This is a genomic window from Allobosea sp. BE125 (assembly GCF_031456075.1).
Classification (GTDB): Bacteria; Pseudomonadota; Alphaproteobacteria; order Rhizobiales; family Beijerinckiaceae; genus Allobosea.
The window spans coordinates 92,072-104,382 of sequence record NZ_JAVDTY010000005.1 but is presented as its reverse complement, the minus strand read 5'-3'; the positions used below and the strand labels follow the sequence as shown (position 1 = coordinate 104,382).

11 protein-coding genes are annotated in these 12,311 nt (G+C 65.5%); 2 read left to right on the top strand and 9 right to left on the bottom strand.

Annotated elements, in window-relative coordinates:
• Positions 1 to 64: 64 nt before the first annotated feature.
• Positions 65 to 1,630 carry a DEAD/DEAH box helicase gene (locus tag J2Y55_RS13400; RefSeq protein WP_310153647.1) on the bottom strand — a complete coding sequence of 522 codons (1,566 nt, stop codon included), beginning with the start codon at positions 1,628 to 1,630 and terminating at the stop codon, positions 65 to 67.
• Positions 1,631 to 1,843: 213 nt separating this feature from the next.
• Between J2Y55_RS13400 and J2Y55_RS13395 the strand changes: the two genes are divergently transcribed.
• Positions 1,844 to 2,554 carry an alpha/beta fold hydrolase gene (locus J2Y55_RS13395; RefSeq protein WP_310153644.1) on the top strand — a complete coding sequence of 237 codons (711 nt, stop codon included), beginning with the start codon at positions 1,844 to 1,846 and terminating at the stop codon, positions 2,552 to 2,554.
• A 105-nt stretch (positions 2,555 to 2,659) separates the two neighbouring features.
• On the opposite strand, the gene J2Y55_RS13390 is transcribed toward J2Y55_RS13395, so the two are convergent.
• From J2Y55_RS13390 to J2Y55_RS13375, 4 genes are all read right to left on the bottom strand, one after another.
• The gene (locus tag J2Y55_RS13390; RefSeq protein ID WP_310153641.1) at positions 2,660 to 2,920 is read right to left on the bottom strand and encodes a hypothetical protein; all 261 of its coding nucleotides are present in this window, start codon (positions 2,918 to 2,920) and stop codon (positions 2,660 to 2,662) included.
• A 167-nt stretch (positions 2,921 to 3,087) separates the two neighbouring features.
• Positions 3,088 to 4,026 carry a LysR family transcriptional regulator gene (locus J2Y55_RS13385; RefSeq protein ID WP_310153639.1) on the bottom strand — a complete coding sequence of 313 codons (939 nt, stop codon included), beginning with the start codon at positions 4,024 to 4,026 and terminating at the stop codon, positions 3,088 to 3,090.
• A gap of 195 nt (positions 4,027 to 4,221) precedes the next feature.
• The gene (gene parE, locus J2Y55_RS13380; RefSeq protein ID WP_310153636.1) at positions 4,222 to 6,312 is read right to left on the bottom strand and encodes a DNA topoisomerase IV subunit B; all 2,091 of its coding nucleotides are present in this window, start codon (positions 6,310 to 6,312) and stop codon (positions 4,222 to 4,224) included.
• Between the two features lie 227 nt (positions 6,313 to 6,539).
• The gene (locus tag J2Y55_RS13375; protein WP_310153633.1) at positions 6,540 to 6,920 is read right to left on the bottom strand and encodes a hypothetical protein; all 381 of its coding nucleotides are present in this window, start codon (positions 6,918 to 6,920) and stop codon (positions 6,540 to 6,542) included.
• A gap of 57 nt (positions 6,921 to 6,977) precedes the next feature.
• Between J2Y55_RS13375 and J2Y55_RS13370 the strand changes: the two genes are divergently transcribed.
• Entirely contained in the window at positions 6,978 to 8,273 is a 1,296-nt protein-coding gene (locus tag J2Y55_RS13370; protein ID WP_310153632.1) for a glycosyltransferase family 4 protein, read from the top strand.
• Here the strand turns inward: J2Y55_RS13370 and J2Y55_RS13365 are convergent.
• The 4 genes from J2Y55_RS13365 to J2Y55_RS13350 all read right to left on the bottom strand — a co-directional run bounded on the left by J2Y55_RS13365 (position 8,213) and on the right by J2Y55_RS13350 (position 12,123).
• Positions 8,213 to 9,601, bottom strand: a complete 1,389-nt coding sequence (locus J2Y55_RS13365; RefSeq protein ID WP_310153627.1) for an MATE family efflux transporter — start codon at positions 9,599 to 9,601, stop codon at positions 8,213 to 8,215. The genes J2Y55_RS13370 and J2Y55_RS13365 overlap by 61 nt on opposite strands.
• Positions 9,598 to 10,092 carry a winged helix-turn-helix transcriptional regulator gene (locus tag J2Y55_RS13360; RefSeq protein WP_310153623.1) on the bottom strand — a complete coding sequence of 165 codons (495 nt, stop codon included), beginning with the start codon at positions 10,090 to 10,092 and terminating at the stop codon, positions 9,598 to 9,600. Before J2Y55_RS13360 ends, J2Y55_RS13365 begins: the two co-directional genes overlap by 4 nt.
• Positions 10,093 to 10,277: 185 nt before the next feature.
• Positions 10,278 to 11,687 (bottom strand): type I glutamate--ammonia ligase, encoded by a 1,410-nt coding sequence (gene glnA / locus J2Y55_RS13355; protein WP_310153620.1) that lies wholly within the window; start codon positions 11,685 to 11,687, stop codon positions 10,278 to 10,280.
• Between the two features lie 97 nt (positions 11,688 to 11,784).
• Entirely contained in the window at positions 11,785 to 12,123 is a 339-nt protein-coding gene (locus tag J2Y55_RS13350; protein ID WP_066620066.1) for a P-II family nitrogen regulator, read from the bottom strand.
• Positions 12,124 to 12,311: the final 188 nt, after the last annotated feature.

Genomic DNA, 12,311 nt, shown 5'->3' with positions numbered 1-12,311 from the left:
CATTCAGGAAACATGACGCCTCTGAGTTAATGCCAGGTTATGCCCTAAGGTCAGATCCTAGAATTCAGCCGACCTTGACGGGACGCATCAAGAAGGCCGGCACGTGATCGCCGAGCCCCTTGACCTTCGGACCATCATCATCGTCGCGCCGACGCGGCTCGGCGGTACGCTCAGGCCTGGCAGCGCGCGGCTCGGGGCCGCGCTCCGGCTTGGCTGAACGAGGTTCCGGCGCCCGCTCCGGCTTGGCGGCCTGAGGAGCGGGGCTCTCGCCACGGATCTTGGTCTTCGTCGGCCCGTCCGCCTCGGGGCGACGACGGCGCGGCGCTGCCTCGTCGTCGGACGCGGGGCGCTCCACCCGGATCGGGCGCGGCGTCGTTTCTGGTTCGGCGCGGGGGCCGCGCTCGGGGCGGCCACGGCCACCGCCGCGCGCTGGGCGGCGATCATCGCCACGTCCGCCGCGACCGCCATGGCGCTCCTCGCGCGGAGCGCCGGGCGGCAAGGTATCGACGCCACCGCCTTCCCAGGCGATGGGCTGGCCCATCAACTTCTCGATCGCGGTGACGAGCTTTTCGTCATGACGCGTCACGATGGTGAAAGAGGCACCCTCGCGGCCGGCACGGCCGGTGCGGCCGATGCGGTGGACGTAGTCCTCGGCATGGGTCGGCACGTCGTAATTGAAGACATGGCTGACCGCGGGGATGTCGAGCCCGCGGGCCGCGACGTCGCTGGCGACCAGGATCGGGTTCTCGCCGATGCGGAAGGATTCCAGCGCCGCCATGCGGGCGTACTGATCCATGTCGCCATGAAGCGAGACGGCCGGGAAACCGTGCTTCTGCAAGGATTTATGCAGCGTTGCTACATCGCGCTTGCGGTTGCAGAACACGATCGCGTTCTGCAAGTCCTTGGCTTCCTTGATCAGCTTGCGCAAAGTTTCGCGCTTCTCGAAATCCTGCCCGTTCGAGGCGATCAGGCGTTGCGTGATCGTGGTGGCCGCGGTTGCGGGGCGCGAGGCCTCGATGCGCACCGGATTGTGCAGGAACTGCTCGCTGATGCGCGTGATCTCGGGCGGCATCGTCGCGGTGAAGAACAGCGTCTGGCGCGTGAAGGGCACAAGCTTGCAGACACGCTCGATGTCGGGAATGAACCCCATGTCGAGCATGCGGTCGGCCTCGTCGATGACGAGGAGCTCGACGCCGGTGAGCAGCAGCTTGCCACGCTCGACATGATCGAGCAGGCGGCCGGGCGTCGCAATCAGCACGTCGACGCCGCGGGTGATCTTGGCGTCCTGGTCGCCGAAGGAGACGCCGCCGATCAGCAGCGCGACCGACAGCTTTTGATTCACACCGTAGCGGGAGAAATTCTCCTCGACCTGGGCGGCGAGCTCGCGCGTCGGTTCCAGGATCAGGGTGCGCGGCATCCGGGCCCGGGCGCGGCCGGTTTCCAGGATGGTCAGCATCGGCAGTGTGAAGGCTGCCGTCTTGCCCGTGCCGGTCTGGGCGATGCCGAGAACGTCGCGGCGGGCGAGGACGTGGGGGATGGCCTGGGCTTGGATCGGGGTCGGCGTGGTGTAGCCTGCAGTTGTGACCGCAGTCAGAACCTTTTCACTCAGGCCGAGTTCGGCAAATGACATCGAATGTTGCGCTTCTTCAGGGTCGGTTACTCGAGGCGGGATGACCTATCAACCGCGACGGTGGCGCGACATCTCTTTCCAGCGCGCCTTCGGACTTCCGTGCAATGCAGAAAAAGTGCGGCGAAGTCAATAAACTAGAGAGCGATGTCCATAAATGCGACACGGCTTTAGGCCGACATCGCGCTTTGAATTTGGAAGGAGGCCAACACGGACATGATCGACGCCATGCAGGAACCGCTTGTTCTGATCCCGGGGCTGAGCTGCGACGCCTCCCTCTATGCGCCGCAATGGCCGGCTCTGGCCACTGGGGGCAGGCCTATCCTCGTCGCCGAGCATGCGCAGGACGAAACCCTGGACGCCATCGCGCGACGGTTGCTCGCTGCCGCCCCGCCGCGCTTCGCGCTCTGCGGCCTGTCCATGGGCGGCTATATCGCTTTCGAAGTGATGCGGCAGGCGCCGGGGCGCGTCACGCGCTTGGCGCTTCTCGACACCAGCGCCAAGCCGGCGACGCCGGAGACGAACACACCGCGCGAACAGATGATCGCTCTGGCGCAGAAGGGGGCCTTCGATAATGTCACGACCTTGCTCTGGCAGCGCTTGGTCGCGCCGGCGCGCCTTGTCGACGAGCCCTTGCGGTTGCTCGTCAGGCGGATGGCGGACGAGGTCGGCGCGGAAGGTTTTATCCGGCAGCAGCGCGCCATCATGACCCGGCCCGACTCGCGGCTCGGACTGGCGGCGATTGGCGTGCCGACGCTCGCATTGGTCGGCGAGGAGGATTTGATCACGCCACCGAGCGAGGCACAGGAGATCGCGGCCGGGATAGGTACCAATGCCAGGTTGGTTGTCGTGCCGGGCTGCGGTCACCTCTCGACGCTCGAGGCGCCGGATGCCGTGACCGGCGAGCTTCTGGCCTGGCTCGGCTAAAGCGTTTTCGAGCGAAGCGGATATCGGATCGCGTGAAGAAAACCCGTCAAAACAAAGGCTTGGAGCAGTTATCCGATCCAATCAGACCGGAATTGCTCTAAAGTCTCAGCGCGGGACCACGCAAGGGTCGAGACGGGTCTGGTTCGCCGTCTTCTGAAGCGAACCCGTGATCATCGGATCCACCGGCTTGCCTTTCGAGGCGGCTGAGGCGACCTGCGTCAGGCGTTCGGTGTCGAGCTTGGCGGTCTGAGTCGAGACGAAATTCACCGCGACGACCGACAGGAAGCCGATCGCGGCGGCGGCCTTGGCGACGTCGGCGACCATGGTGCCGCGGTCGTTCTTCCAGAAGAGTTCGATCAGCCGCATCTGGCCTGCTCCGCCCATTCGAGCGCCAAGGCACCCCTCGCCATGACGTTGCGCCATCAGCGGTAAAAAGACGGTTAGCAAATCCTTGCCGCGATCCGGCGTTATTCATGAAATCGCTAGAGCCGGATCAACGCGAAAAACCGGTTCCCACTTTTTCGCATCCTGCTCTATGGAAGCCGCGCGGTATCGAGATCCGGGGCAGGCTGGCCATTGAGCCTGGAGCGGTTGTTGCGAAACAGCTCCCGCAGAGCGCCTAGCACGGCAAGGACTGCGGGCCGCTGCCGCGAGACCTCATGCGAGACCAGGAATATCTCGTCGGACGTCTTGTCCGGCGGCGGCTGCAGCCGGACGAGAGTCTCATCGGCATCGCCCATGAAACAAGGGACCATGGAGACCGCGCCGGCTGAACGGACGCTTTCGTAGCGCGCCGCCGAATCGCCGACACGCGCCGCGACAGGGCGGCCCGCAGCCCATTCGAGGATGTGCTCCTCGATCCGCGACGACACGTCCCGGCTGACCGAGATGATCGGCGCCGTCGCAGGGTCGATATCCCGCCGGACGTAGAGCGCCTGCACGAGCCGCCCGATTTTCTGGGCAAAATAGCCTTGCTGTTCCGGCACCTTGCTCATGCGCAACGCGATGTCGGCATCGCCCCGCGCGAGGTCGAGCTTGTCGCGGGTGCTGATGATGACGATTTCGATCCCTCCGGCGGCGGCGGAAATCGTCGTCGCATGCATGGTCAGGAACAGGCTGATCGAGGTCGTGGCCGTGATCCTGACCGGGGCGCTATCCGAGGCGCGCGCTGCCCGCGCCCGGCTGGCGAAACGCTCAGTGGCGGCGGCGACCTCGCTTGCATCCTGCGCCAGGGACTGGCCGATCTCGGTCAGGATCAGGCGATTGGCGGCGCGCCGGAACAGTTGCAGCCCGAGCCTTGCCTCGAAAGCCTTCAGCCTCCGGGCGACGGTCGCTTCGCTCAGTCCAAGTCGCGCCGCCGCCACGGCCAGCGCCCCGCTCGTGGCGATGGTGTGGAAGATTCCGATATCGTCCCAGCCGGGGGAAACCAGATCGCCGTGGCGTCGAGCTTGAGAGGGAGGAGGCTGCCCCATGCGGTCACTGGCCAGGCTTGCGGGGAACGAGCGACATGGCTCGCGAAGACGTGACGGGGATCGCGGGAGGGCTTGTTCGACATGCCGGCAAGGTGCCGGCTCCGATCCGTCTTGGCAGCCCCGTAACCGTGACGGGCAGGCCTCCAAAAACGACGGGGTGCCAATGGCCTGGCCATGCTTGCCAGGCCCGACGCCTCACAGGTCGATCAGCTCGCCGGCGAAGGCCGCTCGCTCCTGGATGAAGATGAAGCGGGCTTCCGGCTTGTTGCCCATCAAGCGCTCGACGGTCTCCGAGGTCTCGTCGCGGGCCTCGTGCTCGACCATGACCTTGAGCAGGATGCGCTTGGCCGGGTCCATGGTGGTTTCCTTGAGCTGGGCCGGCATCATTTCGCCCAGGCCCTTGAAGCGGCTGATCTCCGGCTTCTTGCCCTTGAAGACGCTCTCGATCAGCTCGTCCTTATGGGCGTCATTGCGGGCATAGACCGACTTGCCACCATGCTGGAGCCGGTAGAGCGGCGGCACGGCGAGATAGAGATGGCCCTTTTCGATCAGGCGCGGCATCTGCCGCCAGAAGAAGGTCACCAGCAGCGAGGCGATATGGGCGCCGTCGACATCGGCGTCGGTCATCACGATGACCTTCTCATAGCGCAGGTCGTCCTCGCGGAACTGGAGGCCGATGCCGCAGCCCAGAGCCAGGATCAGATCGGCGAGCTGCTGATTGGCGTTGAGCTTGTCGCGCGTGGCATTCGCGACGTTCAGGATCTTGCCTCGCAACGGCAGAATGGCCTGCGTCGCACGGTTGCGCGCTTGCTTGGCCGAGCCGCCGGCGGAATCGCCCTCGACGATGAAGAGCTCCGAGCCGGCGGCGCCGGCACTCGAACAATCTGCAAGCTTGCCGGGCAGGCGCAGCTTACGGGTCGCGGTCTTGCGCGAGACTTCCTTTTCGAGACGACGGCGCAGGCGCTCCTCGGCGCGGTCGACCGACCAGTCGAGCAGGCGCAAGGCCTGCTGCGGCGCGGCGGCAAGCCAATGGTCGAAGGCGTCGCGCACCGCGTTCTCGACGATGCGGGCAGCCTCCAGCGTCGCCAGCTTGTCCTTGGTCTGGCCCTGGAACTCCGGCTCGCGAATGAAGACCGAAAGCATGGCGGCGCAGGTCGCCATCACGTCGTCGGAGGTGACCTGGGCCATGCGCTTGGACTGGCCGATGCGCTCGGCATGGTCACGCAGGCCGCGCAGCAACGCGACGCGCAGGCCTTGCTCATGCGTGCCGCCCTCCGGCGTCGGGATCGTGTTGCAATAGGAGGAGGAGAAGCCGTCCTCGCCGGTTGCGAGCCAGGCGATCGCCCATTCGAGCGAACCATGGCCACCATCTTTGGTGATCTTGCCGGAGAAGATCGGCTCGGCGACGAGATCCTTGCCCTCGATCTCGCGGCCAAGATAGTCGCGCAAGCCACCGGGGAAACGAAAGACGGCTTCTGCAGCGACATCGCCTTCCGGCTGCAACAGCGAGGGCGCGCAGCGCCAGCGGATCTCGACGCCGCCGAAGAGATAGGCCTTCGAGCGGGCCATGCGGAACAGGCGCGCGGGCACGAAATGCGCGCCCTCGCCAAAGATCTGCGCATCGGGGTGGAAGCGCACGCGGGTGCCGCGCCGGTTGGCGACCGGGCCGACCGTCTCCAACGGGCCCTGCGGCAAGCCGCGCGAGAAGTGCTGGCGGTAGAGCGTCTTGCCGCGCGCGACCTCGACCTCAAGCCGGTCGGACAGCGCATTGACCACGGAGACGCCGACGCCGTGCAGGCCGCCGGAGGTCTCATAGGCCTTGGAGTCGAATTTTCCGCCGGCATGCAGCGTCGTCATGATGACTTCGAGCGCCGACTTGCCCGGGAATTTCGGATGCGGATCGACGGGAATGCCGCGGCCGTTGTCGGTCACGGCGATCGAGCCGTCCTCCAGCACCTCGACATCGATGAAGCTGGCGTGTCCCGCCACGGCTTCGTCCATGGCGTTGTCGATCACCTCGGCGAAGAGGTGGTGCAGGGCGCGCTCATCCGTGCCGCCGATATACATGCCGGGCCGGCGCCGCACAGGCTCCAGCCCCTCGAGCACCTCGATCGCCGAGGCGTCATAGCCGGCTTCGGACAAGGTGCCGTTGCGCGGCGGCGCTGGGGCGGGAGAGGGTTTTACGGGATTGGCGGGTGCGGAAGCCACGGCGCGCGGCTCCGGCTTTGGCTGCGCCGGTGGCTGCCGGTCGCCATCCCCGCCAAAAAGATCGCCGTTCTCCGTCATGGTCGTGGTCGATTCCCTGATTCGCAACTGCGAATGATAGCGCAGGCGGATGTAAACCGCGCTGCGACACTGCCTATAGGCGCAAATGGTTTGAGGAAAAATGCGACAGGGCGCACCATACGACGTGGCGCTGTGGACAGAGTGTCGCGCACTCGTCACGAGGCTCGGTAAATGAGCCTGGAACCGGCCCTGTTCAGCCTGCGTTAACCACACCAGGGCGAGGATCATCAAATGGCTACCGGGGCTATGCGGATCGCCGCGAGGCGATAGGGTTCCGGATAGGGGAGGTTATCGTGACGTTGCGTCAGTCCGTACCGAACATCAGAGTCGTGGGTCTCGAACGGGCGGCCCGTATGGCCGGCGAGGCCTTCGGCCACGAGGATCTCGCCCCGCTTCCCCGATTTTCCTCCCAGGCGCCGCAGACCTCGCATCTTGTCTGGCTGCTTGCCGCGCTCGCGGCGGTCGCCGGTTTCGCGGCTCTCATCCTGCGCTGAGGCGGCGCGCCCGGCTTCCTCCGACGAAATATCAACCTTTCGCCGCGTAGGGTGCTCTTCGATCCCTTGGTTTCGGGAAGCCTTCAGGCTTTTCGTTTCGACGCGTTGTCGCACCGGCGGGGTCCGCTTCTCCCGGAGGATCATTCGGGCGAAGGTCGCGGGGGTGTCGGCATGCGCAGCGTGATCATCAGCGATTTCGGTTCGGTCAATGGCGGCGCCGCCAAGGTCGCGATCGAGAGCGCCCGAGGGCTGGCCGAGGCCGGCGTCGAGATCGTCTTCGCCTGCGCGATCGGCCCTGTCTCCGACCGGCTCGATCATCCGCGCATCCACGTCGAGATGTTCCGGGGCGAAGAGATCTGGAAGGTCGGCAGCAAGCTTGCCGCCGCGCGTCAGGGCATCTGGAATGCGCCGGCCCATGCCTTCCTGAGGGCGCTTTTGTCGCGCCAGCCGGCCGGGACGCTGGTGCATCTGCATCAATGGACCAAAGCCTTCAGCCCGGCCGCAATTGCGGCGGCAGGCGAGAGCGGGCTGCCGGTCGCAATCACCATGCACGACTATTTCTCGTTTTGCCCTGTTGGCGGCTATTTCGACTTCAAGGCCGGCACGCCCTGTACGCGCGAGCCGATGTCGGTCAGCTGCATCGCCAGCAATTGCGACCGCGCCTCTTACGTCCACAAGCTGGTGCGCGTCGCCCGGCAATGGCGCTCGGACGAGGCGATGCGCAGCCTCCGGGCGCCGCTTTTCATCCATGTCAGCGATTTCGCCCGGCGCTTCGCCGAGCCGTTCCTGCCGAAGACCGCGCGCCATGCAGTGGTCGAAAACATGATGGAAGCCGAGAGGCGCCCGCCGGCGGACGTCGCGAGCAACCGGCATGCGCTGTTTCTCGGGCGCTTCACGCAGGAGAAGGCCGGCGACATACTGGCGCGTGCGGCGCTGATCGCCGGCATGCCTGTGCGTTTCGTCGGCGAGGGGCCGCTGGCTCAGGAGATCGGGCGGGTCAATCCCGACGCCGAGATTCGCGGCTGGGTACCAGCCGAGCGCGTCTTCGACGAGATCGCCCAGGCGCGCTGCCTCGTTTTGCCCTCACTTTGGTACGAGCCGGGGCCTCTGGTGATCGCCGAGGCGCGCTCGCTTGGCGTGCCGGTCGTGCTGGCACGCACCACCGGGCCGGCGAGCTGGATCGTCGATGGCGAGGATGGGGTCCTGGTCGATGGTGGCGATGTCGAAGGGCTGGCGGGGGCGCTCGGCCGAATGAAAGACGACGCCCTGGCAGCCGCGATGGGGAAGGCTGCCTATCGCCGCTACTGGGCCGACCCGCTGACGACCGAGCGCCATGTGGCGCGCACGATCGACGCCTATCGCAGCCTCATCGGCGGACACGGCGCACGCGTGACCGCGGCCCGAGGTCAGCGTGGTTTGCCGAACCACGCTCCCGACCGAACCGCGGCCAAAAGCATTATGCCGTAGACCACGAGCGCCAGGCCCAGCGCTGCAAACAGCGCCTGAAGCGAACCGCTCAGGCGCAGCATGAGCCAACCACCGCCGAGCGCAATAGCGAAGCGGACGAAGCCCGCCGTCACGGGCCATAACAACCGGCCAGCGCCCTGCGACGCGAAATAGAGAACGAGACCCAACCCGAAGAAGCCGTAGGTCGGGCCGACATAGCGCAGATACTGGCTGCCCGTCTCGATCGCGGCCGGAGCCGTCGTGAACAGGCCGAGCCAGGCAGCGGGCCAGAGCGCCGCCGCCAGGCCGACCGCCTCGGTCATGGCGAAGGCGATGCCGCCGCCGATCATCGCGACCCGCATCGCCCGCCCGGGTTGGTCGGCGCCGATATTGGTGCCGACGAGGGCGACCAGCGGCGCGCCGAGGCCGAAGACGAGCGGGATCAGGAGATATTCCAGCCGCGCCGCGGTGCCGAAGCCTGCCACCGCATCGACCCCGGCATGGGCCGCGACCATCGCCGTGGACAGCGCAATGGTGACGTTTGTGAAGAGCGATGTGATGGAGCCGACGGCACCGATGCGCAGGATGTCGGCGAAGATCGCCCAGCGCAGGCGAATCCAGGCGAAGCGCACGACATTGCGGCCCGACAGGATATACCAGCCCAGTACAAGCGCGCCGCCGAGATAGAACAACACCAGCGCAGCCCCGCCGCCGGCGATGCCGAGCGCGGGAACCGGCCCATAGCCGAAGATCAGCAGTGGCGAGAGAGGCACCAGCAGCGCGACGCCGACGCAGATCACCAGCGCCGGAACCAGCATGTTGCCGGTGCCACGGATGACGCTGGCGAGGCCATTCATGATCCAGAGCAGGGCGGTGCCGGCAAAGACCACGTCGGAATAGGCTAGGGCCGCCTCGAGTTCGCCGCCCGTGCCGCCCAGCGCCTGATAGATCGGCCGGCCGAAGGCCAGCATCACGACCGAGAAGAACAGGCCGAGCGCGAGATTGATCAGGATCGCATGCAGAACGATGGCGTCAGCCTCGATGCGGCGGCCGGCGCCGAGCGCGCGCGCCACGGCGGATGAGATACCGCCCCCCATCGCGCCGGCGGAGATCATCTGCATCAGCATGACCGGAGGAAAGACCAGCGCCATGCCGGCGAGTGCATCGGTCCCGAGCCGCGAGATCCACCAGGTCTCGATCAGCCCGGTTGCCGATTGCGCCAGCATGATCAGGATATTCGGCCAGGCCATGCGCAGCAGCATCGGCAGGATCGGATCCTGGAGCAGCCGCAAGGTGCGCGCGCTATGGGCCGGTGGCATGACAGTCGTCGGAGCGTGAACCGAGCTCATGCGGTCGACTCCGCCGTGGCGGCGTAGCGCTGCTTGATTGCTGCCGTCGCGGCCGGACCGGGCGCGTTGCGGAAGACCGGGTCCGAGAGCCGCCGGCCGCTGACGCGATCAACCAGGATCGGCTCGGCCGCAGTGCCGGTTTCGCCGTTCAGAATGATGACGCTCGCACCTTCCGGCGCGAAATGACGGTTGCCCCAGCTCAGCAGCACCTGCAGCACGGGGCGGAAATCACGTCCTCGCTCGGTCAACACGTAGTCGAAGCGCTTCGGACGATCGCTATAGGGACGCTTTTCCAGCAGGCCGCTCTCGACGAGACCATTGAGCCGCCGCGTCAGCATGTTCGGCGCGATGCCGAGGCTGGCCTGGAAGCCGTCGAAGCGCGTGATGCCGGCGAGGGCGTCCCTCAGGATCAGGATGCTCCACCATTCCCCGACGCGCTCCAGGCTGCGCGCGACCGGGCAGGTCATCACGCCAAAATCCTTGCGTCGCATCAGACGACTCCCGTTCAGTGACTAGCAGTATGATAGCTTGCTTATGTTGACTTTCATCATGCAAGTTACGACTGGCACCCTTGCGCCCAGGCACAAAAAAACCGGGGCATTTCTGCCCCGGTTTCACAGGTGGACCGCGAGACGCGCGGTCGGGAGGAAGCGTGATTCCGCCTGAGCCTGATGGCTCAGTAGGAGTAGTACATCGCGAACTCGACAGGGTGCGGCGTCATCTCGAAGCGCATCACATCCTGCATCTTGAGCTCGATATAGCTTTCGATGAAGTCGTCGTTGAAGACGCCGCCGGCCTTAAGGAAGGCATTGTCCTTCTTCAGGCAATCGAGCGCTTCGCGCAGCGAGCCGCAGACGGTCGGGATCTTCTTCAACTCGCGCGGCGGCAGGTCGTAGAGGTCCTTGTCCATCGCCGGGCCCGGATCGATCTTGTTGATGATGCCGTCGAGGCCGGCCATCAGCATCGCGGCGAAGGCGAGATAGGGGTTCGCCATCGGATCGGGGAAGCGAACCTCGACGCGCTTGGCCTTGGGCGAGGTCGTCCACGGAATACGGCAGGAGGCCGAGCGGTTGCGCGCGGAATAGGCGAGCAGAACCGGGGCTTCATAGCCCGGGACGAGGCGCTTGTAGGAGTTGGTCGAGGGGTTGGTGAAGGCGTTCAGCGCCTTGGCGTGCTTGATGATGCCGCCAATGTACCAGAGGCACTCCTGCGACAGGTCGGCATACTTGTTGCCGGCCATGATGGGCTTGCCGCCCTTCCAGATCGACTGGTGGACGTGCATGCCCGAGCCGTTGTCGCCATAGATCGGCTTCGGCATGAATGTCGCGGTCTTGCCGTAGCTCTGCGCGACGTTGTGGATCGCGTACTTATAGACCTGCATGGTGTCGGCCATGTGGGTCAGGGTGTCGAACTTCAGGCCGAGTTCGTGCTGGGCCGAGGCGACCTCGTGGTGGTGCTTCTCGACCTTGGCGCCCATGGCCGCCATGGCTGCCAGCATCTCGCCGCGCATGTCCTGCGCCGAATCCTGCGGCGGGACGGGGAAGTAGCCGCCCTTGGTGGCGATGCGGTGGCCGAGATTGCCGCCTTCATAGTCGGTCATGCCGTTGATCGGCAGTTCGACGTTGTCGAGCTTGAAGCCCGTATTGTACGGGTCGGCGGAGATCTTGACGTCGTCGAAGACGAAGAACTCGGCCTCGGGGCCAACATAGATGGTGTCGCCGATGCCGGTCGACTTCAGATAGGCCTCGGCCTTCTTGGCGATGCCGCGCGGGTCGCGGTTATAGGGCTCGCCGGTGGCGGGCTCGAGCACGTCGCAGGTGATGACCATGGTCGCGGCGGAGAAGAACGGATCCATGACGGCCGTCGTCGGATCCGGCATCAGCAACATGTCGGACTCGTTGATGGCCTTCCAGCCAGCGATCGAGGACCCGTCGAACATCGTGCCCTCGGCGAAGATGTCCTCATCGATCATCGTGATGTCGAACGTCACATGCTGCCACTTGCCGCGCGGGTCGGTGAAGCGGAAGTCGACATACTTGACGTCGTTGTCCTTGATCGCCTTGAGGACATCCTTGGCGCTCTTCATCTCAGCATTCCTCTTGAAAGCAGTTTCTCAACATTGACTGATCCGCGGTGTGTCCAGACCACCGGGACGCAGAACCTTCGGGTTGGGATTGAAGCCCTTAGATCGCGTCCGCGCCGGTCTCCCCGGTGCGGATGCGGATCGCCCCCTCCACCGTCGATACAAAAATCTTGCCATCGCCGATGCGGCCCGTCTGGGCCGCCTTCTTGATGGCCTCGATGGCGGCCTCGACCATCTCGTCGGCGAGCACGATCTCGATCTTCACCTTGGGAAGAAAATCGACGACGTATTCGGCGCCGCGATAGAGTTCGGTATGGCCCTTCTGGCGCCCGAAGCCCTTGGCCTCCAAAACGGTGATGCCCTGCAGGCCGACCTCCTGAAGCGCCTCTTTCACCTCGTCCAATTTGAACGGCTTGATGATCGCCTCGATCTTCTTCATGCGCCGACCGGCCTCCCTCGCGCGTGATGAGACCTGGACTTCCCTCCAGGCTTGCGAACCGCCTGCTCGCCGCCGAAAACATCGAGGGCTCCGTCAGTCACGGCCCCAGCGTCTCGTCAGGCGAGCGAAACACCCGCTCATCTTGCTCATAGCATCGGCGTATGCCCCCCGCCACGTGGAAGAAAGCC

Bases quoted from the DNA above. Each gene is read 5' to 3' on its own strand.
- J2Y55_RS13365 (WP_310153627.1), bottom strand. From the start codon at position 9,601: ATGAGCTCGGTTCACGCTCCGACGACTGTCATGCCACCGGCCCATAGC.
- J2Y55_RS13360 (WP_310153623.1), bottom strand. From the start codon at position 10,092: ATGCGACGCAAGGATTTTGGCGTGATGACCTGCCCGGTCGCGCGCAGC.
- J2Y55_RS13400 (WP_310153647.1), bottom strand. From the start codon at position 1,630: ATGTCATTTGCCGAACTCGGCCTGAGTGAAAAGGTTCTGACTGCGGTC.
- J2Y55_RS13395 (WP_310153644.1), top strand. From the start codon at position 1,844: ATGATCGACGCCATGCAGGAACCGCTTGTTCTGATCCCGGGGCTGAGC.
- J2Y55_RS13385 (WP_310153639.1), bottom strand. From the start codon at position 4,026: ATGGGGCAGCCTCCTCCCTCTCAAGCTCGACGCCACGGCGATCTGGTT.
- parE (WP_310153636.1), bottom strand. From the start codon at position 6,312: ATGACGGAGAACGGCGATCTTTTTGGCGGGGATGGCGACCGGCAGCCA.
- J2Y55_RS13370 (WP_310153632.1), top strand. From the start codon at position 6,978: ATGCGCAGCGTGATCATCAGCGATTTCGGTTCGGTCAATGGCGGCGCC.
- glnA (WP_310153620.1), bottom strand. From the start codon at position 11,687: ATGAAGAGCGCCAAGGATGTCCTCAAGGCGATCAAGGACAACGACGTC.
- J2Y55_RS13350 (WP_066620066.1), bottom strand. From the start codon at position 12,123: ATGAAGAAGATCGAGGCGATCATCAAGCCGTTCAAATTGGACGAGGTG.
- J2Y55_RS13390 (WP_310153641.1), bottom strand. From the start codon at position 2,920: ATGCGGCTGATCGAACTCTTCTGGAAGAACGACCGCGGCACCATGGTC.